This is a genomic window from Bradyrhizobium sp. YR681 (genome assembly GCF_000282615.1).
Classification (GTDB): domain Bacteria; phylum Pseudomonadota; class Alphaproteobacteria; order Rhizobiales; family Xanthobacteraceae; genus Bradyrhizobium.
Genome location: NZ_AKIY01000230.1, coordinates 1 through 24,317, shown reverse-complemented (window position 1 = coordinate 24,317; position 24,317 = coordinate 1). Strand labels below are relative to the sequence as shown.

Sequence of the window (24,317 nt, the reverse complement as noted above, 5' to 3'; positions counted from 1 at the left end):
AGACGGGAGCGGACATGATACGAACGGGCGAAGAGTATAAAGCCTCCATTCGCGACGGCCGCGCGGTCTATATGAATGGCGAGAAGATCAAGGATGTCACCATCCATCCGGCGTTCAAGCCGCTGGTCGATCTCAGGGCGCGGATATACGACCTCCAGCACGCCGCGGAGACGCGGCATCTGATGACCTACCGCGAGGACGGAGAGGTTCACGCGATCAACAACAAATTGCCGCTCAGTCAGCAGGATTGGTGGGACAAGCGCCGCGCGACCGACACGGTCCTCGAGGATGTCGGCGGCATCATCACGCGCGTCGGCGACGAGACGGTCGGCGAAATGTGGTCGCTGTTCGACGGGCAGGACGTGCTCAACGACGTCGATCCGCAATTCTCCAAGAACATTCGCAACCACATCTTCAAGGTTCTGCATTCCGATCCGTTCCATGTCTCGGCAAACACCGATCCCAAGGGTGACCGCTCGAAGGCTCCGCAGGACCAGGATCCCGACATGCTGCTGCATGTCGTCAAGGAGACCGATGCCGGCATCGTGGTGCGGGGCGCCAAATACGAGACGGCCGCGGCCTACGCCAACCAGGCCTTCACCAAGCCGACCATCGCCAATTGGGGCGATGCCGCCTATTCCGATTATGCGGTCGGGTTTATCTGCGATCTCAACTCGCCGGGCCTCAAATTCATCTGCCGCACCGGCTTTGCGGGCAGAGCTCCGGCCGAAGACTATCCGCTGTCGAACCGGTTCGACGAGGTCGATACGCTGGTGATCTTCGACGACGTCGTGATCCCGTGGGACAACGTCCTGTTCTATCGGCACACCAAGGCGGCGGCCTATATCCGGGCCACGCTGCACCGCTACTCGGCGTTTGCCTTCGTGCAGCGAAACCTGAAGCTCGCCGACATGCTGATCGGCGCGGCGCTGTTCAACGTTCGCCAGACCGGGCTCGAGAGGCAGCAGGCGGTGCAGGAGAAGCTCTCGAAGCTCGCGATCTATCGCGAAGGGATCAATGCGCATCTGACGGCGGCGATCGCGCTGCCGGAGCGCAGCCCCGGCGGCCTGATGATGCCGAACCAGTCGCTGCTCTACACCGGGCGTGTGCTGGCCTGCTCGCAGCTTCACGAGATGATGCACGTCGCGCGCGAATTGTGCGGAGGTCAGATCTGCGTGACGCCGGACAAGGCGGCGTTCGAGGATGCCGAGACCGGCCCGTGGCTGGAGAAATTCTACACCGTCAATGAGAATTGGGTCGCCGATGACCGGCGGCGGCTGTTATCCTTCGCGCGCGATCTGCTCAATTCCGACTATGCGGGTCATCGGTTGACGTTCCAGCTGTTTGCGCAATCGGCGCCATTCGCGCACCTTGCCGCGGTCTACCGAAATTTCGACTGGGACGGCCCGCTCGATTTCGTGCGCAGATCGGCGGGACTGTCGGAGAAGGTCATGAACGAGAAGGGCGCCCGGACCGGTGATCGGGCCGTCAACCAATGGTTCGGACAGATCCGCGATGCGGCCGAATAGCAGGGAGGGGTATGACGTGTCAGACATAAGCGTGCAACCGACTGCACTGGACATTCGGACCCAGTTCCTCGACGGCATGAGCCGGGCCGCATTTTGCGTCAATGTCGTGACGACGGATGGTCCGGCAGGACGCGCCGGCGTCACGGTCTCGGCGATGTCGTCGGTCTCTGCCGACGGCAGCACACCGACGGTTCTGGTCTGTATCCATCATCAAAGCAAGACGGCGACGGCCATCGTCGACAATGGCGTGTTCTGCATCAATATCCTGCGCGACGACCAGGCCGATATCGCCGATCATTTCGGTGGCCGCAGCAAGTTCGGCGGCGACGACAAGTTTGCGCATGGGAGCTGGCTCTCGACCGAGACCGGCGCGCCGCGCCTCGCCGGGTCGGTGGTGGCGTTCGACTGTCGGGTCGTGTCGTCCGAACGCGTCGGGACCCATCACATCTTCGTCGGCGCGGTCGGCGCTGTGACGGTGGGCTCAGGCACGGCCTTGATCTATGCCGACCGCGTCTATGGCCGGGCCCATCCGATCGCCGCGTCGCAGGCGTCATAATCGCTCCCTTCACGACATCAGGACCAATCGATGACCCATAAACGTATCCGCAAGTTCAACACCAAGGAAACCTATCCCGAGCAGAAGCTCGACAATGATTTGTGCCAGGTCGTCGTCGCCAAGGGCAGCATGGTGTTCGTGCGCGGGCAGGTCGGCCAGGATCTCGACACCGCCGTCAATGTCGCGATCGGCGATGCCGCGGGCCAGACCGAGCAGGCGATGAAGAACGTCAGGACATTGCTGGCGGAGGCGGGGGCAGAGCTCGGCGACATCTGCAAGATCACGATCTACATCACCGATCCGCGCTATCGCGAAGCGGTCTATCGCAAGATCGGAGAGTACCTCAAGGGAGTGTTCCCGGTCTCGACGGGAATCGTGGTGTCGGCGCTGGCGCGGCCGGAATGGCTGGTCGAGGTCGACGTGACCGCGGTCATCCCCGACGCTCGATGAGGGCTGCATGACCTTTTCCCTGACGGCGCGTTGCCCGGACACTGGAATGTTCGGAATGGTGATCTCGTCCTCGTCTCCGGCGGTCGCGGCGCGCTGTGTCCATCTGCGTGCCAAGGCCGGCGCGGTCGCGAGCCAGAACATCACGGACCCCGCGCTTGGGCAGATCGGTCTCGACCTGCTGGCGCGTGGATTGAGTGCGCGCGAGGTTTGCGACGCGCTGGTCGCATCGACGCCGTTCATGGCCTACCGGCAGCTCGTGGTCGTCGACGCACGGGGACGCACCACGTCGTATTCCGGCAGCAACACCCTCGGCATTCACGCCACGCATGAGAGCGAAGGCGCGATCGCGGCGGGCAACATGCTCGCCAATGCGCAGGTGCCGGCCGCCATGGTCTCGGCTTACCAGGGCAGTGCCGGCAAGCCGTTCGTCGAGCGGCTGCTGTCGGCGCTGGAGGCCGGGATGGCGCAGGGGGGAGAAGCCGGCCCGGTTCATTCGGCGGGCCTTTGCGTGGTGCGCGACGTATCCTGGCCGATCGTGGACCTCCGGGTCGATTGGAGCGATGGCCCGATCGAGGCACTGCAGAAGCTCTGGTCGGTCTACCAGCCTCAAGTCGACGCCTACATCGACCGGGCGAAAAATCCCTCGGTCGCGCCCGGTTTCGGTGTTGCCGGCGACGACAGGACCTGACCTGCCGCGCACCCATGCTATAGTCGGCTTCGTGTCGTCGGATGCAGGGGCCGAGCAGAAGCTGATGAGATATACGCTACGCCAGATCGAATATTTCATCGCTACGGCGGAGACCGGGAGCATCACGCTTGCGTCGGAGCGCGTGAACATCTCGCAGCCTTCGATCTCGACGGCGATCGCGCATCTGGAGGAGGAGCTCGGAACCCAGCTGTTCGTGCGCCGGCACGCGCAAGGGCTGTCGCTGACATCGGCGGGACGCGTTCTTCTGGTGGAAGCGAAGCGGCTGATCGAGCAGGCCGAGCAGGTCTATTCGGTGGCTTCCGAGGTGGGAGAGCGCGTCCGTGGCCAATTGTCTCTGGGGAGCCTGGTCACGCTGGCGCCGATGGTGATGCCGGAGCTGTCGCACTCGTTCACGTCCACCTATCCGGAATCGCGCATCATCCAGACGGTCGCCGACCATGAGCAATTGCTGGAGCGCCTGCTGCGCGCGGAGCTCGATGTCGCCATCACCTATGACCTCCTGATCCCCGACGAGTTCGAGTTTCTGCCGCTGGCGAGCCTGCCGCCGCATGTCGTGGTCAGCGAAGCCGGTCCTTTGGCGCGCCACTCCGCCGTGAGCCTCCAGGAACTTGCGCGTGAACCGCTGATCCTGCTGGATCTGCCGATCAGCCGCGAATACTTCCTCAGCATGTTCATCAAGGAAGGTCTCGAGCCGAACATCGTGTCGCGTTCCACGCATCAGGACGTGATCCGGACCATGGTCGCCAATGGCTACGGCTATACGCTGGCGAACGTGCGGCCGCGCTGCGAGATTGCGTTGGACGGACGGCGTGTATCCCGGGTTCGGCTGTCCGGCGATCACAGGCCGATGGTCATCGGCGTGCTGACCCTGGCGCAGGGACGCAAATCCCGACTGGTCGACATGTTCGAGCAGCATTGCCGCCGTTTCGTCTCCGACGCCTACATCCCGGGTATGGTCGCCCCTGTCATGGAGCGCCGCACCTTCCGCGGACTGGTGGAGGGCGAAGAGAGCCGGCCCGAAAAAGGCACGCCGGACTGAGCGGCTGACGTCGCCGCTGTCTTGAGGTCCGGCAGCCCATATCGAAATCCGTCGAACTCCATAGGTTTTTTCGATTTTCGTCCAGATCGCACTGCTGGCTACTGTTCGTGCGTCCGTGCGAGTCCCGACTGGTATGCGTCGTGCATCGACACCGGCCGAGGCGAGAGCGGACCGTATTGGGCAGAGGTGTGAACGCATCCATGACGAAACCGACGATCTATTTCCTCAATGGTCCGAACGCCAATCTCTACGGCCTGGATCGCAGCGGAACCTATGGCCGCGAGAGCTTCGTCTCGATCAGGACGCGCTGCGAGGATCATGCCGCCACGCTCGGGCTGACCCTCGATTTCCGTCAGTCGAACCATGAAGGCGTCCTCGTCGACTGGATCCAGGAGGCGCGGGAGAAGGCCGCGGGCGTCGTCATCAACGCGGCCGGGCTCACTTACACCTCGATTGCGATTCTCGATGCGCTGCTCGCATTCGAGGGACCGATCATCGAGGCGCATATGAGCAACATCTGGAAGCGCGAGCCGTTCCGGCACCATTCCTATGTGTCGCGCGCGGCGACGGGGGTCGTTGCCGGTCTTGGCGCGCTCGGCTACGAGCTGGCCTTGACCGCCGTCTCGCGGCTGATCGCGGAGCGAACGGCTCAATGACGTCGGAGTTGATGGCGTTCTACAGCGCCCACGATGATTTCAACGCGTGGCGGGCAGCGCTTGCGGCCGAGGACGTCGAATTGCGCCAGGCCGATGATATCGTGGAGGCCGGCCGTGTCCGGCACGCGCTGGTCTGGAAGCCGCCGCATGGCTTCTTCGCGCGGTTTCCCAATCTCGGTCTCGTCGTCAATCTCGGCGCCGGTGTCGATGCGCTGGTCGGGCGCTCCGATCTGCCGGATGTGCCGATCACCCGCCTGTCCGATCCGAAGATGGCGCGCATGATGGCGGGCTACGTGCTGTTCGCGGTGCTGCGTCACGCACGCAACATTCCGGCGTTCGAGCGGGCGCAGCGCCAGCGGCGCTGGCACTACATCCATCCGCGCGATCCTGAAACGATCAATGTCGGCGTGCTCGGTCTTGGCGAGCTCGGCCTGACCGCCGCGATGGAATGTGCACGGCAGGGCTTTCGGGTGCGCGGCTGGTCGAACTCGCCGAAGGCGGTCGACGGCATCGAGACATCGGCCGGCCCTGATGCGCTGGAAGCTGTGCTGGGGAGCAGCGATATCGTCGTCTGCATGCTGCCGCAGACCGCAGCGACACGCGGGCTGCTGGATGCAGCCAGGCTGGCGCAGATGAGGTCGGGGGCCGCCTTCGTCAACGTGTCGCGCGGCAGTATTGTCGACGAGATGGCGCTGATCGAGGCGCTGCGAACCGGCCATATCGCCGAGGCGACGCTGGACGTGTTCGCAACCGAACCGTTGCCGTCGGAAAGCCCGCTCTGGACCATGGACAAGGTGCTGATCACGCCGCATCTGGCGTCGATCGCGCTGCCGGCGTCCGCCGCACGGCAGATCGGCGAGAATGTCCGTCGTTCCCGGACCGGCGAGCCGCTGCTAGGTCGCGTCGACCCCGGGCGGGGCTATTGATCCCGGCCCGAACAGGCCGCCGATCGCGAAGGCATCGCGCGTGTAGTCGGCGAAGCTCTGTACCGCCGGACGCGGCGTGTGCCGCTTCAGCCGCAGCACCGTGACGTGGGTTGGCGGCAAGGGCTCGACGATCGGCACCACGGCGATGCGGCTGCCGTCGTAGCCAACGGTCGTGCGCGGCACCGCATTGTGGATCGAATAGCCCTGTCCATGACCGATCAGCCCCCGGATCATTTCGAACGAGCGGCTCCGGAAGGCGACGCGCGGCTCGATCCCGGCGGCGGCAAACAGGCCGAAGAAGTAGTCGCGTGAATGCGGCAGATCGAGCAGGATGAACGGCTCGTCGCGCAGTTCCGCAAGGCTGATTGCAGAGCGCCTCGCCTGCGGGTGGTCGGCCGACAGCAGGATGTAGGGCGGCAGCTCGCATAGCTTGTCGCCCGTGATGTCGTCGGGCATGGCGAACGAATAGGAGAGGGCAAGCTCGGTCCGCCCCGACATCAGGGCGTCGATGATTTCCTGTTGGTTGCCTTCCTCCAGCTTGACCGAGATGCCGGGCTGCCGTTGGCGAAAGCCGGAGAGCAGGCCGGGCATGAAGCGCGTGGCCAGGGTCAGGAAGCTGCCAACCACGATCTCGCCATGGAGGGTGTTGCCGAGGGATTGGGCGCTTTGCGCGAAATCGCGGGCATGATTGAGCAACAATCGTGCATCGTTGACGAGACGCTGGCCGGCCGGGGACAGCGTGACGCCTTTCGCCAGATGGCGCACGAAGACCTGAATGCCGAGTTCGGCCTCGATCTGGCTTAGCGCAGCCGAGATCGAGGGCTGCGAGACGTTCAGGCGTTTGGCCGCCTCGGTCACACTCCCCGCGTCTGCCGTTTCGACCATGTACCGAAGCGCGCGGAGAGAAAACCTCATCGCGTTTTCCTATGCATCTCCAAAGATAATTATATTTTCCTTATGCTAGCTGCTCCGGCACCCTTCCGTCCAGTGCAACAGGAGCCGATCGATGATCCGCACGGGCGAAGAGTACAAGCAGGGCATTCGCGATGGCCGCGAAGTCTGGATCGATGGTGAGCGTGTCAAGGACGTCACCACGCACCCGGCGCTGAAGCCGATCATCGACATCAAGGCGCGCATGTACGACATGGCGCATGAGGAGCGCTACAGCGGCGATCTGACCTATGTCGAGGGCAATGAGCGGCATTCGATCTTCTACCGGCCTCCGACGGTGCAGAAGGACTGGCACGACAAGATCAAGGCCCTCGATCACTTCATGAAGGACATTTCCGGTGTCGTCACGCGGGTCGGCGACGAGACCATCGGTGAGATGTGGTCGCTGACCGATGGTCGCGACGTCCTGGCCGAGATCGATCCTCGCTTCGCGCCCAATATCGACCGTCATATCCGCGCCGTGGTCGAGAAGGACGTCTTTCACGTCTCCGCCAACACCGATCCGAAAGGCGATCGGTCGCTGCCGCCGCAGCAGCAGGATCCCGACATGATGGTCCATGTCACGCGCGAAACCGACGCCGGCATCATCATCCGCGGCGCCAAATACGAGACCGCGGCGGCCTATGCGGACCAGGCCTACCTGAAGCCCACGGTCGGCGCATGGTCGACCGAGAAGCTGTCGGACTATGCGGTGGGCTGCATCGTCAAGATGGGCGCGCCCGGCGTCAAGCACATCTGCCGCAGCGGTTTCGCCAGCCGCAGCAACCCGCAGGACTATCCGCTGGCCAACCGCTTCGACGAGGTGGAAGCGCTGGTCGTGTTCGACGACGTCCTGATCCCCTGGGAGGACGTCTTCTTCTATCGCCATACGCGCGCCGCCCAGTTCGTGCGCTCGACGCTGCATCGCTATTCGGCGTTTCCCTACGTGCTGCGCCTGCTCTACGTCGCCGACATGATGATCGGGGCGGCGATGTGGAATGCCAAGCAGACCGGCCTCGAGAAACTGCAATCGGTGCGCGAGAAGCTTGCCGATCTCGTCTGCTACCGCGAGGGCATCAACGCGCATCTCACCGCGTCGATCGCGATGGCCGAGAAGAGTTCCGGCGGGCTGTTGATGCCGCAGCAATCGATGCTTTACGCCGGGCGGGTGTTTGCCTGCTCGCAGCTGCCGGCGATGATGCACATCGCGCGGGAATTGTGCGGCGGACAGATCTGCATCACGCCCAATGTGAGCGCGTTCGATGCCAAGGGCAGCGGAGAGTGGCTGAACAAGTTCTATTCCCTGAACGATCAGTGGCAGGCCGATGATCGCCGCAAGCTGCTCGCCTTCGCGCGCGACCTTCTCAATTCGGACTATGCCGGTCACCGTCTGACCTTCGTGCAATTCGCCCAGGCGCCGCACTTCAATCATCTGGCCGCTGTCTACAACAGCTTCGACTTCTCCGGCCCGCTCGATTTCGTCAAGAAGTCGGCCGGCTTGTCGGACCGCATCGATGGAAAGAGCGAATGAGGCGGCCTGCTGCGCGCGTGGATGCTGCCGCGGTCCATATCAGACTGCTGCTCGAACAGGCATCAACGGACGGAGCATGACTCTCGTTGTGACAAGCCTGGCTCCTGGAGGTCTCGCCAAGGTGACGGGGATCGACATGATCGCTGAGGCTTCGATGGTTTGATCGCGTCAGGGCTGATTGGCCGTCAGCTTTTCACGACATCAGCGCTGATCTCTCGGGAGAGGGGTCGGTGCGTTCTGTTGTGCTTTTCGTCTGTAATTTCAATGAGTTGCTGATCGAAATGGCATGCCGTTTGCTTGACCGTTCATGTCAAACATCGTTGGGAGGGTTCGAGATGAAAAATGTCCTGAAGCACTTCGTGATGGTGCTGTCGTCGGTGCTCATCATCGCCGGCGGGGCGTCCGCGGCCTCAGCTGAAGAGAAGCTCGTTGTCAGCACCTGGGGCGGCAGCTTTCGCGATTTGATCGACGAGTCGATCGCGAAGAAGTTCACGGCGGAGACCGGCGTCAAGGTCGAGTATGTCACGGGCGGCACGATGGACCGGCTCAACCAGGCCAAGCTGGCTGCCGGCAAGCCAGAGAGCGACATCACCTTCACGACCGCGCATGTCGGCTGGCTCTACGCCAATGACAATCTGTTCGAGAAGCTCGATCTTGCGAAGATCCCCAATGCCGCGCATCTGGTGGAGCAGGCCAGGATCAGCCCATACCACATCGGTGCCTGGGCCTATGTCTATACGATCGGCTATCTGCCGGATCAGTTGCCGAAAGGCGTCAGCTTCGACAGCTGGGAGGGGCTTTGGAATCCGGCGCTGAAGGGCATGATCTCGTCACCCGATTTCGATCCCAGCCATGTGATCGCCGTCGCCGCAAAATTGTCCGGTGCCGATGCGGCACATTGGGAGGCCGGCAAGGACAAGCTGAAGGCGCTGAAACCGAACTACAAGGCGTTCTACACCAACGACGCCAACAGCCAGCAGATGTTCGCGACCGGAGAGACGCCGGTGCAGGTCGTGCTGTCGATGAATGCCTATTACATGCGTGATCAGGGCGTTCCGATCAAGCTCGTCATTCCCAAGGAAGGCGCGGTGCTCGGCGTCGACACCATGGGCATCACCAAGGGCACGGCCAAGGCTGATCTCGTCTACAAATTCCTGAATATCGCACTTGATCCGGCGGTACAGGCACAGATCGCCAATCTCAAGAAGGGAAGTCCGGTGGTCGACAACGCCAAGCTCCCGCCGGAGGTTGCCGCGCTCCCGGGCGTGTTCACGACGCCCGATCAATGGGCACATCAGACCCTCATCATCGATCACAAGCTGCGTGCCGAAAAGACCGCCGAGTGGCGGAAGTGGTTTGCCGAAAACATGATGGCTCCCTGAGCGTAAGCAGCGGCCCGGCCATGGCCGGGCCGCAACGTCCAGCGCGGAGTTCGCCAAGGAGTCGTCATGACCAAGCGCCCGTTTCTGGGATGGTTCGTCTCGCCGGCCGGGCTTGTCGCGCTGGGGCTGACGGCCGCGATGGCGGCCGTGTTTCAGTTCAGCATCAGGACCTATATCCCGGGCTCGCTGGAGGTGGGCGGGTTCACGTTGCAGAATTTTGCGGCGATGCTCCGGCCGCTTTATGCGCTCGCGTTCTGGAATACGATCCTGCTCTGCTTCGAGACGGCGGCGTTCACGTTGTTCCTGGCCTATCCACTGGCCTATGCGCTGGTTCGCACCAGAAGTTCCGCGGTGCGCTCTTTCATTCTGATCGCGGCGGTGACGCCGTTGTTCCTGGGGGAGGTGGTGCGGACCTATTCCTGGATGATCGTGCTCGGCAATAACGGCTTCCTGAACACGCTACTGGTCAAGCTCGGCCTCGTCGAACGTCCGGTGCAGATGATGTTCACGGCCGGCGGTGTGATCGCTGCGCTGGTCCATGTGACGATGCCGATCATGGTCATCATGCTGGCCGCGGGTCTGTCGCATATCGACCGGAATTGCGAGAGGGCGGCGGAGAGCCTCGGCGCGGGACCGATCCGCGTCTTTCTGACGATCACGCTGCCACTGTCGATGCCGGGCATCGTCGCTGGCTTTTCGACGGCATTTGCCTGGACGTTCAGCGCCTTCGCGACGCCGCAATTGATCGGCGGCGGCAGGGTCAGCACGGTATCGACGCTGATCTATCAGCTCGGCTTCTCGTCCTTCAACTTTCCCTTTGCCGCGAGCCTGTCGATCATCGGCCTCGCGCTGTCCCTGGCCGTCATCGCATTGCTGAGGCAGGCGACGAGGCCGCTTGAACGACTGGCGAGCGCGACATGAAGCGGTCCCCCGCCGTCATGGCGCTGAGATGGTCGGGGCGTGTGCTGGTCGCCGCGATCCTGCTGTTCGTGCTGCTGCCTGGTATCGTCGTTGCCGTGACGGCGTTCAACGACCGTGCGATTCTGGCCTTTCCGCCGCAGGCATGGTCGCTGCGCTGGTTCTGGCGGGCGTTCTCCTACAGTGATTTCGGCCGGGGCTTCTGGAACGGCCTCACGGTGACGTTATGGGCCTCGAGCATCGCGCTGGTCGTTGGCGCAGCCTTTGCCATCGCGATTCATCGCTATACGTTCGTGCTCAAGTCGGTGCTCGAAGGCATTCTGCTGTCGCCGCTGATCATCCCGCACTACACCATCGGCCTCGGCGTGCTGATCCTTGCATCGCAGACCGGCGCGGGGCGGGGTTTTCCGCTCGTCATCCTGACCCATGTGTTGCTGGTGCTGCCGTTCGTGATGCGCAGCACCTTTATCTCGCTGGAAAATCTTGACAGCCGGCTTGAGCTTGCGGCTGCCAGCCTCGGCGCGACACCGGGCCGTATCTTGCTGACCGTGACGATCCCGCTGCTGCTGCCGGGGCTGTTGAGCGGATGGCTGTTTGCCGCGATCCTCTCGTTCAATGAGTTTACGGCCACGCTGTTCGTCAGCAGCCAGGCGACGCAGACGTTGCCGGTTGCGATGTACAATTATGTGCGCGAGTTTGCCGATCCGACGCTGGCTGCACTGTCGGTGATCTATATCGCCGTAACCGCATTGCTGCTGAGCCTCGCCAATGCCTTCCTTGGTCTCGAGAAGATCCTCAATGTTGATGCACACTGATCGGATGGACGCAATCGCGAGCGGCGAGGCTGGCCGGCAAGGCAGGCCGGCGGTACAGCTCGACGGCGTGACCAGGCGCTTCGGCGACTCCATTGCCCTTCATGAAGCCTGGCTCAAGATCCAGCCGGGCGAGTTCATGACCCTGCTCGGACCGTCGGGCTGCGGAAAGACCACGCTGCTCAATCTCGTCGCCGGCTTTCTCGAAACCGATAGTGGCGAGATCTTTATCGAGGGTGCCCTGGTCACCGAGACGCCGGCCCACCAGCGTGAGATCGGCATCGTCTTCCAGAATTATGCGCTGTTTCCGCATATGAGTGTCGCCAACAATATTGCCTACGGGTTGAAGACCCGCGGAATCGACAGGAAGGAGATCGCGCGCCGGGTCGACGAGGCGCTGGCGCTGGTGAAGCTGGACGGATTCGGTGACCGCAAGCCGCGGCAGCTGTCGGGTGGCCAGCAGCAGCGCGTCGCACTGGCACGCGCGCTTGTGATCAAGCCGAAGGTGCTCCTGCTCGACGAGCCGTTCTCGGCGCTCGACAAGAACCTGCGCGGGGCGATGCAAGTCGAACTGAAGCAGATCCAGCGCGAGCTCGGCGTGACCACGATCTTCGTGACCCACGACCAGGGCGAGGCGCTGGCGATGTCGGACCGCATCGCGGTGATGTCGGCGGGGCGGATACGCCAGATTGCCGCGCCGGGCGATGTCTACCGCCGTCCCGCGGATCGTTTCGTTGCATCCTTCGTCGGCGATGTGAATGTTCTGACCGGCTGTCTCGTTGAACGGCGCACGGAAGTGGCCACCATATCCATCGGTGACATGCGTCTCGAGGTTCCGGCGCCGCCGCTCGCGCAGGCGGCGATTGGTGATGTCGTGGACGTCTTCATCCGGCCGGAGCATCTGGCCGTGACGTCGGGAAGCACGCCGGGTTCGCTGCGTGGAACGGTGACCACGCAGGTCTTTCAGGGCGATCACATCGATCTCTACATCGATGTCGCCGGCGTTGCGCGCGAGCCCGTCCTGTTGCGCGCTCCGGGGATCGCGGCGCTGTCGTCCTGTCCTGTCGGCACCGAGGTCGGACTGACGGTCCGATCCGACGACGTCGTGGCATTCTTGCCCGAAGCGAGTTCTTGATCGACGGGCGGAAAGCGCCTCGAGGGACCTAGGTGGAAGGTTCTAGCACGAGCTGGTCGCCGGCCTTCGTAATCTTGCTCCAGTCGTACAGCATCGGCACCATTTGGACAGACGCCCATAGCGCATGCTGATCGGCAAAATGCGGGCTCGCAGGGTGTCCCGACGCGCCGTGGAACACGACCCAGGTGCTGTTGTCCCAGTTGCCGACGTCGAAGACATAGCGTGCGACCGCGCCATAGGCCGCAGTGAGGCCTGACGAGGCCCAATAGCATCCATTGGCCATAACTGTATCGTTGTCGCCGCCAACCGGAAGCCCCGGTGCTTCGAGTTGCGCCGCCGCCTGCGGGAAGGCGGCCGACAATGGATGCGACATGCGGACGCGATGCAGCTCCGACCATGTTTTGTCCTTGTCGGTCTCCGCTGCCCGCTCGAGCGCCGCCGTCAGCGCGCGATCCCAATCCCAGCCGTCGAGGAACGCGGTATCGTCGTTGCGCAGCAGTGACGGCAGTGCCCACCAGATCTGATTGAGCGGCGCCACGCCGGGGGCGACACGGGCAACGGGATCCCGCGACACCGCGCTCAGACCCGACCGCTCGAGAACGATCCGCGCAAGTTCGCGCCGCGTCCGCGCATAGGCTGCGGCTGCTTTTGAATCGGCGGCCATGCGCGCGTCCCAATCGATGATGAGGTCGCGCAACGCGGCGGCTGGTCCTTCGAGGGGCGGCAGCCGGTTCAGACGGGCGATGAATTCGCGAGCTGTGAAGCTGTGTGTGTCGGCATGGATGCTGCCCATGTCGCTGAGGGTCGCAGCCGGAAGTTCAGCCAGTCGATCGGCAATACGTTTGGCCCGATACGGAGGATGACAGTCGGTGCACAGATAATCCGGATTCTCGTCCGTGACGACACGGTTGTTCGCGGTGACCAGAAAGCCGCCCGGCGGGTCGAAGGCGCGCGGCATGTCTTCCCAGGGAATGACGCCCTGCCATTCATACTCTCCCGTCCAGCCCGGCACCGGCAGCCAGCCATTCAGGCGCGGGCGCCGCGGCACGATGGCGCGCACGAGATTTCCGATCCGCCCGGTGGTATCGGCCGCGACCAGATTGTGATCGATCAGGCCCCAGCCGCGCGTCGCCTCGTAGAGTGCGTCGACGCTTTGGGCGCGCAGCATCGGCAGCAGGCAATCGAACGACCGATCAAGCTCCGCGAACTGAACTGAACGCAGCGTCAACGCTGCTCCCTGATGCGGATCGCCCGCGATCACCGGCCCGTGGCGGGTCGCGATCACCTCGACATCGACGGCCGATCCGCCGCGAACCGCGATGCGCTCGTGACGGATATCGCTGTTGCGCCATTCATTCCGGAACAGGTAGCGAGAGGCGTCACCAGCCTCGAATTTCTCGACATAGACGTCGTGGATATCGACGAAAGCGTGCGTCACGCAAAAGGCGACATGGCCGTTGTGGGCAAAATGCGGGAATGCAGGCACGCCCGGCACTGAAAGCCCGATGGCATCGAACGCATCGCAGGCGAGGTGGAATTGCGAATACAGGCTCGGCATCTCGAAGGCGCGGTGTGGATCGCCGGCCAGCAATGGCCGGCCGGTCGCGGTCCGCGACGGCGCAACCGCCCAATTGTTGCTGCCGCCATCGGTGGCCTCGGGCCCCGCGAGCGCTGCGAGTGCCTCGATCGCCGGCGCCAGATCCTGCAGCGCGGCGGTCCATCGCTTGCCTTCCGCGCCCGGCGGCGTGGCGAGAAAATCCTGGCTGCCATCGTCGTAACGGAGCTTGGCGACGTGATCCGGTCCGATCTTGCGCATGGCTGCCGCACGCCACAGCTTGAACCAGACCGAGCCCATCAGATAGCCGCGCTGCCGCATCACGAGGATGCTGTGCCATGGCTCCCAGCGTTCGACGTCGCCTCCGACCAGGCCGTACTCGAAAGGCAAAGGCGCACCCTGCGCCAGGAAGGCGTTGACGCCGCTGGCATAGGCTTCGAGCATCGCCCGCGCTTCGCCCGACAAACCGGAGAAGTCGCGCTGCGAGGCGCCCGCGACATCGAGCCGCCGCGCCAGCGTATCCGCCGCGACACCCGCGCTGCCCTCCCATTCAGCCCAACGGCCCAGCATCCGCCGGCGCGCGGCGTCCATCTGCCAGAGCCGGTCCTGGGCGTGGACATAGCCTTGCGCAAAGAAGGCGTCCGCCGTTCCGCGCGCGCGGACGTGCGGGATGCCCCAGGCGTCGCGATGGATTTCGACATTGTCCGCAAGACCGCGCAGCACGACGGTGCCTTTGGTCTGAGGCAGGCATGAAGGTTTGTCGTCGGCAGCGTTTGCCACGCTATTCTCCCATTCTTGTCAGGCTTGCACGCAAAGCTTCGTCGTCGGGTCGATCTTCAGACGGGCGGCCGACGATCCGCCCAGGGGCGAACCCGCTCCAGGATGGCACCGAGGCGCAGAACATCATTGTCCTTCCACCAGCGGCCGACGATCTGCAGACCGGTCGGCAATCCATCGGCGCCAAAACCATTCGGCACCGATAGCGCCGGATTGCCGCTCTGGTTGAACGGATAGACGAAGGCGTTCCAGCCGCGATTGAACAAGGCATCGACGGTCTTGCCGGCCTCGGCCGGAATCGCGGTGGTGGGCAGGGTGGGCGTGACGAGGAAATCGTAGTCTTCCAGGAGCTTCTGCACGGCGCGATAGAGTCGCGACCGCGCGACCTGGGCCTTGCGAAAATCGACCAGGGTGGCCTTGCTGCCCGCCGCGATCCATTCCACCAGGACCGGGTCCATCCGGTCGCGCCATTTTTCCAGATGGTGGCCGAAATAGACATTCAGATTGGCGAGATACATCAGCCGCGCGGAGGCGGCGATCCAGTCCATGCCGGCCCCGGCCTCCTCGACCTCCGCGCCAAGCGCCGCGAGGGCGGCCAGCGACGCCTTGGTGTTCGTGGCAACGTCCGCACTGCAGTCGCTCATGGCGGAGAGGTATCCGATCCGCAATCCCGACAAATCCTCCGAGATCAGGCTCGGCATCAGCGCTCCATTGCCGGGCCCACCGAGCGACCAGGGATCGAGCGTCGACGGACCCACGAGGCTGTCCATCATCAATGCGGCATCGGCGACGGTGCGTGTCAGCGGGCCGGCTGCGGCATAATTGAAGAACGAGTCCGAGGTCTGCTCATAGGGCACCGCGCCCGTGGTCGGCTTCAGTCCGACCACGCCGCAGGCGCCGGCGGGAATGCGGATCGATCCGGCGCCGTCCGTGCCGAGGCCCAGCGGCCCAAGTCCGGCTGCCACCGCGGCGGCCGCGCCGCCGCTCGATCCGCCCGCGGTGCGCGCGGGATTCCAGGGATTGCGCGTGATCCCGAAGCTGGGTCCGTCAGTGTGGCCCTTGTGACCGAATTCAGGTGTGGTCGATTTGCCGACCATGATCGCGCCCGCGTTCTTCAGGCGCGTCACCAGGATGTCGTCCTGCGAGGGAATGTTGTCAGCGAGGATCGCCGATCCGTGCGCAGTGCGAACGCCCTTGGTGGCAAAGAGATCCTTGATGTTGACGGGTACGCCATGAAACGGCCCGAGCTGTTCGCCGGCCATGACGGCCTGCTCGGCAATCCGCGCCTGCGCCCGCGCTGCGTCGGCGGTCACCGTCGCGTAGGCATTGAGCGTCGGCTGGGTCCGCTCGATCGCGCCGAGCACGGCGTCGACATACTCCACCGGAGACAAGGCGCGTTTGCGGATCAGGCTTGCGGCGGTGGTGGCGGGCATGAAGAGAAGATCGCGATCGGACATCTCGGAACTCCATCAATCGGCAAAGCGGCGGCAACAGCCGTCAGGCGGGGACGTCGTGAAGGTGGCAGGCGGCAAGGTGGCTTGGCGCGATCTCGCGCAGCTTCGGCTTCTCGGCCCGGCAGCGTTCGAACGCGAAGGGACAACGCGGATGAAACGTGCAGCCCGGCACCGTGTCGATCTGGCTCGGCAATTCGCCGGTCACGACCGCGGCGCGGGCCTTGTTCGGCTTGACGCGGGGGATCGCCGCAAGCAGCGCTTGCGTGTAGGGATGCCGGGGAGAGGTGTACAGTTCGTGCCTGGGCGCGATCTCGACGATGCTGCCGGCATACATCACCGCCACCCGCGCCGAAATGCTGCGGACCACCGCGAGATCATGGGCGATGAAGAGATAGCTGAGGCCGAGCCGCTCCTGGAGGTCGAGCAGCAGGTTGACGATTTGCGCCTGCATCGACACGTCGAGCGACGATACCGGCTCGTCGCAGACGATGAATTCCGGCTTCAGCGCCAATGCGCGCGCGATGCCGATGCGTTGGCGTTGGCCGCCGGAGAATTCGTGGGGGAAACGGTCGCCGCACGAACGCGGCAGACCGACCATCTCCAGCAGTTCGCGGACGCGATCGTTGCGGGCGGCGCGCGACAGGCCGCCCGCAACATCGAGCGGCTCCGCGATCGCGTCCTGCGCGCGCATGCGGGGATTGAGCGAATTCTGCGGGTCTTGAAACACGAATTGCAGCCGTCGCCGCACCGCCCTGAGGGCAGCCTTGCCGCTCGCCGGAGAAATCTCCTGGTCGAACAGCCTGATCGATCCGCTGGTCGCGGCCTCGAGCCCGACCAGGATGCGTCCCGTGGTGGATTTCCCCGAACCTGACTCCCCGACGAGGCCCAGCGTTTCGCCTTGCCCGACATCGAAACTGACACCGTCGACGGCGCGCAACGAGGCGCCCCGCGCCGCAAAGGTCTTCACCAAGTCGCGCACGATGACGATGGGCGCTTCCCTCATGCGGTTCGTCCCGCGGCGATGCGTGGCGGACAGCGCGCGAAATGGCCTGCACCGGCGTCGGCCAGCGCTGGCGGCTCGGTCCGGCAGGACTTGACCGCCTCGCTGCAGCGCGGATTGAACCGGCATCCTGCGATCGGCGTCGACGGATCCGGGATGTTCCCGGGAATGGTGGCGAGCCGGCTTACGTCCGCGTCGGGATCGGGCACGGCGCGGATGAGCCCTTCGGTGTAAGGATGCACCGGCCGTTCGAACAAAGCAGGGACGGCAGCGGACTCCACGACCCGCCCGGCATACATGACAACGACACGCTGTGCGAACTCCGCGACCACGCCGAGATCATGGGTGATCAGGATCACCGACATGCCGATCTCACGCTGCAACTCGCGCAGCAATTCGAGGATCTGGGACTGAATGGTGACGTCGAGCGCGGTGGTCGGCTCGTCTGCGATCAGGAGCTTGGGGCGGCATGCCACGGCGATGGCGATCATGACGCGCTGGCGCATGCCGCCGGAAAGCCGGTGGGGGTAGTCATCGATGCGGCGCGAGGCGTCGGAAATCCGCACCATCTCCAAGAGCTCGACGGCCCGACGGCGGGCGGCCCGCGCTGAGAGTCCCTGATGCTGGCGCAACGGCTCCATGATCTGGTCGGCGATGCTCAGGACCGGATTGAGCGAGGACATCGGATCCTGGAAGATCATCGCGATCTCCCCGCCGCGAACCTGGCGCAGCCGGCGTTGCGAAACGGTCAGCAGATCATGTCCACCGTAGCGGATCGTGCCCGATGCGTAACGCGTGTTGGCACGGCCATGCAGCTTGAGGATCGAAAGGGCGCTGACGCTCTTGCCGCTGCCGGATTCACCGACGATTCCCAGGCACTCGCCGGCGCGAACGGCGAAGTCCACGCCTTCGACGGCATTCACCCAGCCGGCGTCGCCGCGGAACTGGACCGTGAGGTTCTCGACACTCAGGAGGGTTTGCTGCGCCATTCAGGTCTCGATCTTCAAGCGTGGATCGAGCACGTCGCGCAGGCCATCGCCGAGCAGATTCATGCCGAGCGCGGCGAGGCTGACCGCAAGGCCGGGAAACAGCATCACCCACCACGCCTCGACCGAGTAATCGCGCCCTTCGGCAATGATGTTGCCCCAGCTCGGGGCCGGCGGCGGCGGGCCGATGCCGAGGAAGCTGAGGGTTGCTTCGGCAAGAATGGCGTAGGCAAAGATGAAGGTCAGCTGGACGATCAGGGGTCCGAGGCAATTGGGCAGCACGTGCTTGACGATGATGTGCGCGTCGCCGGCGCCGCTGACCCGCGCGGCCTGCAGATATTCCATCTCGCGAATGACCAGCACCGAGGCACGCACGATCCGCGCCGTCCGCGGCACATAGGCAACCGACAGCGCCACCACGATGCTGCTGGCCTGTGCGCCGAGGGCCGCGCCGATGCCGATGGCGAGCAGGATCGCCGGAAACGCCATCAGCGCGTCCATCAATCGCATGACATAGGGATCGAGCGCGCGGAAATAACCCGCGAGGATGCCGATCATGGCGCCGAACACGCCTGAGAGCAGGGCGACCGAAAACCCGATTCCCAGCGACAGGCGGCCGCCATAGAGCACGCGCGTGAGGATGTCCCGCCCGTATTGATCGCTGCCGAACGGAAAGCGTGCCGACGGCGGCTTGAAACGGTAGCGAATGCTCATCGCCGTCGGATCGGTGCCGGTCAGCATCGGCCCGATGATCGCGCAAAGCGCCAGGACGGTCACGAGCACCAGTCCGATCTTGAACGACCGGTGCGCGGCGAGCTTGCGCAGGACGCGAAATCGCCGGCGCTCCGCCAGTATCTGCGTGGATGGCGCAACGAGCCCGACGTCAGTCATAGCGCACCCGTGGGTCGACCAGGGTGTAGACGATATCCACGGCAACGTTGATCAGCACGAAGGCGAAGCCGAACAACAGCATGGTGCCCTGGATCAACGGGTAGTCGCGGGCCATGATCCCCTGCACCACGAGCCGGCCGATGCCCGGCAACGCGAACACCTGCTCGACGACGACTGAACCTCCGATCAGCAGACTCACGATGATGCCGCTGACCGTCACGACGGCGACCAGTGCATTGCGGAAGCCGTGCTTGCCGACGGTTCGCCACTCGCTAACGCCTTTGGCGCGCGCCGTCCGGATGAAATCCTGCTCGAGCACATCGAGCATCGCCGAGCGCGTCATGCGCGCCAGGAAGCCGATCTGAAACAGGCTGAGCACCATGGCGGGCTGGATCAGCGAGGCGAACCAGGCGCCGGGGCCGGCCGTCAGCAGCGGCGCATAGCCGGCGGACGGCACCCATCCAAGTTTTACGCTGAACAGGATCACCGACACGATCGCGATCCAGAAGCTCGGGGCCGACACCCCGATCAGCGCAATCGCCATCACACCGGCGTCGATCCAGCTGCTGCGAAAATACGCCGCCAAAATGCCGAGCGCGATTCCGATCGGCAGGGGGATGGCGAGCGACAGGGCGGCCAGCGACAACGTCACCGGCAAACGCTCCCCGACCGCGGAGAGCACGGTCTGGTTCAGCATCAGCGAGCTGCCGAATTTGCCCTGCGCCAGATTGAGGAACCAGGACAGCAATTGCCGCCAGATCGACTGGTCGAGGCCGAGTTCACGACGAATCCGTTCCACCGCCGCAGGCGTGGCATCGGCTCCGGCGATCACGACCGCGGGATCTCCCGGCAGCAGGTGCATCAGGATGAAAGACAGCACCGCAACCAGCAGCAGGACCGGAATGGATTGCATGAGACGGACGCTGATCGTGCGAAACATGAGATACCCGATACGACGCTTTCTGCTCCTGCTCAGCCCGCCGTTGTGCCGACGACGCTACTTCAGCCAGACGTCCCAGAAATGAACGATGTAATAGGGCATGAAGTTCACGACCTTGGCGGCGTTGTAGCTTCGCATCGTGCCCATATCGGCGATCTTGATCATGTAGGCCTGCTCCAGCACGCGCTTCTCGATATCGGCCCAGGCCGCGATGCGCTTTTGCGGATCGAGCGAGGCGTAGAACGCGTCATAGGCGGCGTCGAGAACGTGGTCGTCCTTGACGTGCGGGAAGGTGTAGAACATCACCTTCCATTGCTGCGGGCCGAGCAGCGGATTCGAGCAATAGCCGGTGGTGGACACGTTCCAGACGCCGGTGCCGCGCTGCATGTTGCTGGCGTTGGTGGTCCAGTCGACGATGTCGACCGCGACGTTGAAGCCGGCATCCTTCATCTGCTCGGACAGGACCAGGATGGCGTCGCGGAAGTTCGGATAGTTGGAGTTGGTCTGGAGCACGATCTTCTCGCCATTGTATCCGGCCTGCTTCAGCAACGCCTTGGCCTTGGCCGGGTTACGCTGGTCGTAATAGGGCTTCATCGCATCGCCCTGATAGTAAGGGCTTGATGCGTACACCAGCGAATGGCCCGGGCGCGAGATCTGCCCCATCGCGCCGGTGATGTCCTCGACATTGACAACCGCCTCGATCGCCTGGCGAACCAGCGGATTGGTGGTCGGCGCCGCCTGCGTGTTCACCACGAACACCTGCATGCAATAGGGGAAAATCTGCTGTGTCGTGATGTTCGCCTGGCCGTCGAAACGCTTGGCCAGATCACGGGGGACGTCGCCGATGACGTCGGCGTTGCCGGTCTGCAACGCGGCGACGCGGGCGTTCGCCTCGGGCACGAAATTATAGCGGACCTGGTCGAGATAGGCGGTGCGGCGCCCGGCCAGACCATCCGGCCCGGACGCGCTCTCGTCGGGCACATAGCCGTCGAAGCGCTTGATGACGAGATGGCTGTCCTTGACCCACTCGCCAAGCATGAACGGGCCGGTTCCGACGATGTCGATCTCGCGCGCCGCCTTGTCCTTCTGCTCGGCCGGCAAAATTTCGAACGGATAGACCGGCGATTTCAGCACGTCGACGAACACCGCGTTCGGCTTCTTCAGCCGGATCACGAAGCCATAAGGGTCGGGCGCCTCGAAGCCATCGACGTCGGCAAGCACGGAGGCGTTAGGACTGACCTTGCGATAGCGCTCGAACGACGCCAGCACATCAGCCGACGTCATCTCCTTGCCATTGTGGAATTTGACGCCCTTGCGCAGCGTGAAGGTGAACACCGTGGCATCGGCACTGGTCTCGATCTTCGAGGCGAGGACGGGCCTGGCATTATAGTTGTTGTCGATCGCAACCAGCGGCTCGAACAGATGGTGGATGACTTCGAGCTCGACGAGGCTCGAGGCAACATGCGGATCGAGCGTGCCCGGGCCCGAGAGATAGGCATAGACGAGGCTGCCGCCGCGGTTGGGTTCGGCGGCATGGAGCGGGGTCGCAAGCACGCCGAGCAGGGCGATCGACCGGCCCATTGCGGTGATCATACGAAACATGGCCGAAAAGCTTGTCATTACAACTGCCTTCCTGTTGAGCTCGCGTATCAGTCGTCATTCACCTGCATGGATGCCCCGGCCGCGTCACTGGACCGCTTTCGCGGACTGGCGTCGGTCGACCGAAGCTGTGACCTGCTTGAGCGCCCCGTCGGTCGCCTCGAGGACGCGATCGATGTCGTCGGCCTGATGTGCCGCGGACAGAAACATATTGTGCCAGGGATGCATGTAGACGCCGCGCCGCAGCGCCTCCTGCACGAAACGATGACCGAGCACGAAATCCGGATCGTCCTCGAACATGATCATCGGCATCTGGACCGGTCCGCTCTGCCGCAATCGCACGTCGTGCGCCCGTGCCTGCGCCGCGAGCCCGTCGCGCAGCCGGCGGCCCATGGCTTCCATCGTCGCGATCGCGCCGGTTGCGCGCAGCTTCTTGATCGTGGCAATTGCTGCCGCCATCGGCACCGCCGCGCACCAGAAAGAGCCGGTGACATAAACCTGCTGCGCGGCGTCGCGAAAGCGATCGGCGCCGGTCACCGCCGCGAGTGGATGACCGTTGGCGATCGCCTTGCTCCAGGCACACAGATCGGGCCGCACGCCGTAGGGCTCCCAGCTTCCGCCGATGTGGAGGCGAAAGCCCGCCCTGACATCGTCGAGAATGAGCGCCGCACCGGCCGCGTCGCAGATTCGCCGCACGGCTAGCGCGAATGCAGGCGTCGGCGCCTCCTGATGGCGTCTCACATCATGCTTGAACGCCGTCACCAGCACGGCCGCGAGGTCGCGGCCGGCCTCGTCGGCGGCGCGCTCCAGGCTCGCAACGTCATTATAGTCAAAGTGCAGGATGTGGGCGCGGTCTTCCGCGGTGACGCCGGCCAGCGAAGGCGTGCACCAGGGTGCTGCGCCATGATAGGAGCCCTTCGCCACCAGCACCTTGCGCCGCTGTGTGCCGGCACGCGCGATGGTCACGCAGGCCGTCGTCGCGTCGGTGCCGTTCTTGGCAAACAGCACCCAGTCGGCGTGCGGAATGGTCTCGACCACGAGTTCGGCAAGTTCAACCTGGCATTCGGACGGCCCGGTCATCAGGTCGCCGCGGTCGCGTTGCGCCGCGGCTGCGGCCTCCACATCCGGATCGCCGTAACCGAGCACGATCGGACCATAACCGCACATCAGGTCGACATAGTCCGTGCCGTCTACATCCCGGAGACGGCAACCACTCGCGCTGCGAAAGAACTGCGGGTAGCCGGGTGGCAGCCGGGCGACATTCATGTGGCCCCACATGCCGCCGGGAATGACCTTCAGGGCTCGTGCCCGCAGCGCCTCGTCCTGCGAGAGGAGCTTGGATGAGCTGTCAGGTCCCATGGCATGTCCCTTATCTCGGACGGCCGCGCCGTTGCGGTACCATTTGAATATATGATATATCAGAATCGCAAGACCTTTCTCACCTTTTGATCTCGCAAAGACCGCCGGCAGACGTGCAGAGCACGCATAGAGATCCGTCGCCTTTCGACTGGAAAGCAGGCTCCTTCGATGTCCAACGATGCTGTCGGTCTGGTCGGCCGCGACAACTTGACGGCCCGCGTGTTCGGGGAACTGAGGCTTGCCCTGATGGAGGGACGATTCCGTCCCGGCCATCGCTTCAAGATCCGCGAGCTCGCCGAAACGATGGGCGTCTCGGAAACGCCGATCCGGGAAGCGCTGATGCAGCTGGTGCGCGCGCGGGTGCTCGACATGCAGGCAAGCCGCTCGATCGCGGTCGCCCGCCTGAGCGCGGCGCAATATGAGGAACTACGCAGTATCCGGATTCTGCTCGAAGGACTGGCGGCCGAACGCGCGACCACCCGGATCTCCAAGGCCGACATCGCCAGTCTCAAGAAGTATCATCAGGCGCTGGCCGCGGCGGAACGCGGTCGGCGCTGGCGCGAAGCCGTGCAGGTGAACTGGCAATTCCACCACACACTCTACAAGGCTGCCGACGCACCCGAACTGCTCGAGATGATCGAGACGATCTGGCTTCGCAACGGCCCTCTGCTGAACATGCTGTATCCGCATGCGACCCCGACCTATCCGGGACGACATCAGCATCTCAACGTGATCGACGGTCTGACCGCGAGAAATCCCGAGGCCGTGAAGCGATCGATCCAGGCCGATCTCATGGAGGGAGGCGCCAGATTGCTGCAACTGCTTCAGGATATCGAAGCCGGCGCGGCGCCATCGCAGCTGGCTGTCGCCGTGACGTAGTCGGCGAGAGAGATTGTCACAAGCGAGCTGTCGGGCAGCGCGCGTCACCGGTCGAACGTCTTTCAGATTGATGGGCTTGCCAGAGGACGGCGTCGCCCCGTGCCTGCACACGATTTTTTCGGGGTGGGGCGATGGCCGCCCGTCGGGCAAAACACCCGTCACCCCGTCAACCCCTCCCCGTAAAAATATTCCACTTTATCGAAATTCGGAAATGGCGTATGTGTCGCCCATCCCGGCTCATCCTTGAGGGGCGATCTCGTTGTCGTCTTGTTCGCGAGCCGGGCTTGCGGTGGACGCGGCAGCG

22 protein-coding genes are annotated in these 24,317 nt (G+C 64.0%); 13 read left to right on the top strand and 9 right to left on the bottom strand.

The window, feature by feature from the left end; all coding sequences use genetic code 11:
- The first annotated feature begins 14 nt into the window (after window positions 1-14).
- The 7 genes from PMI42_RS24740 to PMI42_RS24710 all read left to right on the top strand — a co-directional run bounded on the left by PMI42_RS24740 (window position 15) and on the right by PMI42_RS24710 (window position 5,865).
- Window positions 15-1,529, top strand: coding sequence for a 4-hydroxyphenylacetate 3-hydroxylase family protein (locus PMI42_RS24740; RefSeq protein WP_008139143.1), 1,515 nt, complete (start codon window positions 15-17; stop codon window positions 1,527-1,529).
- A 16-nt stretch (window positions 1,530-1,545) separates the two neighbouring features.
- A complete protein-coding gene (locus tag PMI42_RS24735) occupies window positions 1,546-2,085 on the top strand; it encodes a flavin reductase family protein (protein ID WP_202802810.1) in 540 nt (179 codons plus the stop codon).
- Window positions 2,086-2,115: 30 nt separating this feature from the next.
- Window positions 2,116-2,535, top strand: a complete 420-nt coding sequence (locus PMI42_RS24730; protein ID WP_008139134.1) for a RidA family protein — start codon at window positions 2,116-2,118, stop codon at window positions 2,533-2,535.
- 7 nt (window positions 2,536-2,542) lie between these two features.
- The gene (locus PMI42_RS24725) at window positions 2,543-3,223 is read left to right on the top strand and encodes a DUF1028 domain-containing protein (RefSeq protein ID WP_008139133.1); all 681 of its coding nucleotides are present in this window, start codon (window positions 2,543-2,545) and stop codon (window positions 3,221-3,223) included.
- 64 nt (window positions 3,224-3,287) lie between these two features.
- A complete protein-coding gene (locus PMI42_RS24720) occupies window positions 3,288-4,283 on the top strand; it encodes a LysR family transcriptional regulator (RefSeq protein WP_008139131.1) in 996 nt (331 codons plus the stop codon).
- Between the two features lie 200 nt (window positions 4,284-4,483).
- Window positions 4,484-4,939 (top strand): type II 3-dehydroquinate dehydratase, encoded by a 456-nt coding sequence (locus PMI42_RS24715; protein WP_008139129.1) that lies wholly within the window; start codon window positions 4,484-4,486, stop codon window positions 4,937-4,939.
- Window positions 4,936-5,865 (top strand): 2-hydroxyacid dehydrogenase, encoded by a 930-nt coding sequence (locus PMI42_RS24710; protein ID WP_008139128.1) that lies wholly within the window; start codon window positions 4,936-4,938, stop codon window positions 5,863-5,865. Before PMI42_RS24715 ends, PMI42_RS24710 begins: the two co-directional genes overlap by 4 nt.
- On the opposite strand, the gene PMI42_RS24705 is transcribed toward PMI42_RS24710, so the two are convergent.
- Window positions 5,833-6,780 (bottom strand): LysR family transcriptional regulator, encoded by a 948-nt coding sequence (locus tag PMI42_RS24705; protein WP_008139127.1) that lies wholly within the window; start codon window positions 6,778-6,780, stop codon window positions 5,833-5,835. The two genes, PMI42_RS24710 and PMI42_RS24705, sit on opposite strands and share 33 nt — an antisense overlap.
- A 91-nt stretch (window positions 6,781-6,871) precedes the next feature.
- Between PMI42_RS24705 and PMI42_RS24700 the strand changes: the two genes are divergently transcribed.
- From PMI42_RS24700 to PMI42_RS24680, 5 genes are all read left to right on the top strand, one after another.
- Window positions 6,872-8,326: a 4-hydroxyphenylacetate 3-hydroxylase family protein gene (locus tag PMI42_RS24700; RefSeq protein WP_008139126.1), complete on the top strand. Its 1,455-nt coding sequence runs from the start codon at window positions 6,872-6,874 to the stop codon at window positions 8,324-8,326.
- Between the two features lie 335 nt (window positions 8,327-8,661).
- Entirely contained in the window at window positions 8,662-9,708 is a 1,047-nt protein-coding gene (locus PMI42_RS24695; RefSeq protein WP_008139125.1) for an ABC transporter substrate-binding protein, read from the top strand.
- A 66-nt stretch (window positions 9,709-9,774) separates the two neighbouring features.
- Window positions 9,775-10,629: an ABC transporter permease gene (locus tag PMI42_RS24690; RefSeq protein ID WP_008139124.1), complete on the top strand. Its 855-nt coding sequence runs from the start codon at window positions 9,775-9,777 to the stop codon at window positions 10,627-10,629.
- A complete protein-coding gene (locus tag PMI42_RS24685) occupies window positions 10,626-11,441 on the top strand; it encodes an ABC transporter permease (RefSeq protein ID WP_008139123.1) in 816 nt (271 codons plus the stop codon). Before PMI42_RS24690 ends, PMI42_RS24685 begins: the two co-directional genes overlap by 4 nt.
- Entirely contained in the window at window positions 11,425-12,573 is a 1,149-nt protein-coding gene (locus tag PMI42_RS24680) for an ABC transporter ATP-binding protein (protein WP_008139120.1), read from the top strand. Before PMI42_RS24685 ends, PMI42_RS24680 begins: the two co-directional genes overlap by 17 nt.
- A 28-nt stretch (window positions 12,574-12,601) precedes the next feature.
- On the opposite strand, the gene PMI42_RS24675 is transcribed toward PMI42_RS24680, so the two are convergent.
- From PMI42_RS24675 to PMI42_RS24640, 8 genes are all read right to left on the bottom strand, one after another.
- Complete coding sequence (locus tag PMI42_RS24675; RefSeq protein ID WP_008139119.1) at window positions 12,602-14,908, bottom strand: penicillin acylase family protein; 2,307 nt, start codon at window positions 14,906-14,908, stop codon at window positions 12,602-12,604.
- Between the two features lie 56 nt (window positions 14,909-14,964).
- Window positions 14,965-16,362, bottom strand: coding sequence for an amidase (locus PMI42_RS24670; protein WP_008139118.1), 1,398 nt, complete (start codon window positions 16,360-16,362; stop codon window positions 14,965-14,967).
- 40 nt (window positions 16,363-16,402) lie between these two features.
- Window positions 16,403-17,362, bottom strand: a complete 960-nt coding sequence (locus PMI42_RS24665) for an ABC transporter ATP-binding protein (protein WP_008139117.1) — start codon at window positions 17,360-17,362, stop codon at window positions 16,403-16,405.
- On the bottom strand, window positions 17,359-18,348 hold the full coding sequence (locus tag PMI42_RS24660; RefSeq protein WP_008139116.1) for an ABC transporter ATP-binding protein: 990 nt from the start codon (window positions 18,346-18,348) through the stop codon (window positions 17,359-17,361). The genes PMI42_RS24665 and PMI42_RS24660 overlap by 4 nt, the downstream gene beginning before the upstream one ends.
- Window positions 18,349-19,236 (bottom strand): ABC transporter permease, encoded by an 888-nt coding sequence (locus PMI42_RS24655; protein WP_008139115.1) that lies wholly within the window; start codon window positions 19,234-19,236, stop codon window positions 18,349-18,351.
- Window positions 19,229-20,176 (bottom strand): ABC transporter permease, encoded by a 948-nt coding sequence (locus PMI42_RS24650; protein ID WP_008139113.1) that lies wholly within the window; start codon window positions 20,174-20,176, stop codon window positions 19,229-19,231. The genes PMI42_RS24655 and PMI42_RS24650 overlap by 8 nt, the downstream gene beginning before the upstream one ends.
- A 57-nt stretch (window positions 20,177-20,233) precedes the next feature.
- Window positions 20,234-21,769 carry an ABC transporter substrate-binding protein gene (locus PMI42_RS24645; protein WP_050994411.1) on the bottom strand — a complete coding sequence of 512 codons (1,536 nt, stop codon included), beginning with the start codon at window positions 21,767-21,769 and terminating at the stop codon, window positions 20,234-20,236.
- A 93-nt stretch (window positions 21,770-21,862) separates the two neighbouring features.
- Window positions 21,863-23,134 (bottom strand): aminotransferase class III-fold pyridoxal phosphate-dependent enzyme, encoded by a 1,272-nt coding sequence (locus PMI42_RS24640; RefSeq protein ID WP_008139110.1) that lies wholly within the window; start codon window positions 23,132-23,134, stop codon window positions 21,863-21,865.
- Between the two features lie 168 nt (window positions 23,135-23,302).
- Here PMI42_RS24640 and PMI42_RS24635 point away from each other — a divergent pair, with 168 nt between their 5' ends.
- Complete coding sequence (locus tag PMI42_RS24635) at window positions 23,303-24,013, top strand: GntR family transcriptional regulator (RefSeq protein ID WP_008139107.1); 711 nt, start codon at window positions 23,303-23,305, stop codon at window positions 24,011-24,013.
- Window positions 24,014-24,317: the final 304 nt, after the last annotated feature.

What these genes read in the sequence shown, in the direction of transcription:
- PMI42_RS24715 (WP_008139129.1), top strand. Translation starts at nt 4,484, where the DNA reads ATGACGAAACCGACGATCTATTTCCTCAATGGTCCGAACGCCAATCTC.
- PMI42_RS24650 (WP_008139113.1), bottom strand. Translation starts at nt 20,176, where the DNA reads ATGTTTCGCACGATCAGCGTCCGTCTCATGCAATCCATTCCGGTCCTG.
- PMI42_RS24700 (WP_008139126.1), top strand. Translation starts at nt 6,872, where the DNA reads ATGATCCGCACGGGCGAAGAGTACAAGCAGGGCATTCGCGATGGCCGC.
- PMI42_RS24660 (WP_008139116.1), bottom strand. Translation starts at nt 18,348, where the DNA reads ATGGCGCAGCAAACCCTCCTGAGTGTCGAGAACCTCACGGTCCAGTTC.
- PMI42_RS24740 (WP_008139143.1), top strand. Translation starts at nt 15, where the DNA reads ATGATACGAACGGGCGAAGAGTATAAAGCCTCCATTCGCGACGGCCGC.
- PMI42_RS24670 (WP_008139118.1), bottom strand. Translation starts at nt 16,362, where the DNA reads ATGTCCGATCGCGATCTTCTCTTCATGCCCGCCACCACCGCCGCAAGC.
- PMI42_RS24710 (WP_008139128.1), top strand. Translation starts at nt 4,936, where the DNA reads ATGACGTCGGAGTTGATGGCGTTCTACAGCGCCCACGATGATTTCAAC.
- PMI42_RS24685 (WP_008139123.1), top strand. Translation starts at nt 10,626, where the DNA reads ATGAAGCGGTCCCCCGCCGTCATGGCGCTGAGATGGTCGGGGCGTGTG.
- PMI42_RS24730 (WP_008139134.1), top strand. Translation starts at nt 2,116, where the DNA reads ATGACCCATAAACGTATCCGCAAGTTCAACACCAAGGAAACCTATCCC.
- PMI42_RS24665 (WP_008139117.1), bottom strand. Translation starts at nt 17,362, where the DNA reads ATGAGGGAAGCGCCCATCGTCATCGTGCGCGACTTGGTGAAGACCTTT.
- PMI42_RS24640 (WP_008139110.1), bottom strand. Translation starts at nt 23,134, where the DNA reads ATGGGACCTGACAGCTCATCCAAGCTCCTCTCGCAGGACGAGGCGCTG.
- PMI42_RS24690 (WP_008139124.1), top strand. Translation starts at nt 9,775, where the DNA reads ATGACCAAGCGCCCGTTTCTGGGATGGTTCGTCTCGCCGGCCGGGCTT.
- PMI42_RS24725 (WP_008139133.1), top strand. Translation starts at nt 2,543, where the DNA reads ATGACCTTTTCCCTGACGGCGCGTTGCCCGGACACTGGAATGTTCGGA.
- PMI42_RS24680 (WP_008139120.1), top strand. Translation starts at nt 11,425, where the DNA reads ATGTTGATGCACACTGATCGGATGGACGCAATCGCGAGCGGCGAGGCT.
- PMI42_RS24695 (WP_008139125.1), top strand. Translation starts at nt 8,662, where the DNA reads ATGAAAAATGTCCTGAAGCACTTCGTGATGGTGCTGTCGTCGGTGCTC.
- PMI42_RS24655 (WP_008139115.1), bottom strand. Translation starts at nt 19,236, where the DNA reads ATGACTGACGTCGGGCTCGTTGCGCCATCCACGCAGATACTGGCGGAG.
- PMI42_RS24705 (WP_008139127.1), bottom strand. Translation starts at nt 6,780, where the DNA reads ATGAGGTTTTCTCTCCGCGCGCTTCGGTACATGGTCGAAACGGCAGAC.
- PMI42_RS24720 (WP_008139131.1), top strand. Translation starts at nt 3,288, where the DNA reads ATGAGATATACGCTACGCCAGATCGAATATTTCATCGCTACGGCGGAG.
- PMI42_RS24645 (WP_050994411.1), bottom strand. Translation starts at nt 21,769, where the DNA reads ATGATCACCGCAATGGGCCGGTCGATCGCCCTGCTCGGCGTGCTTGCG.
- PMI42_RS24635 (WP_008139107.1), top strand. Translation starts at nt 23,303, where the DNA reads ATGTCCAACGATGCTGTCGGTCTGGTCGGCCGCGACAACTTGACGGCC.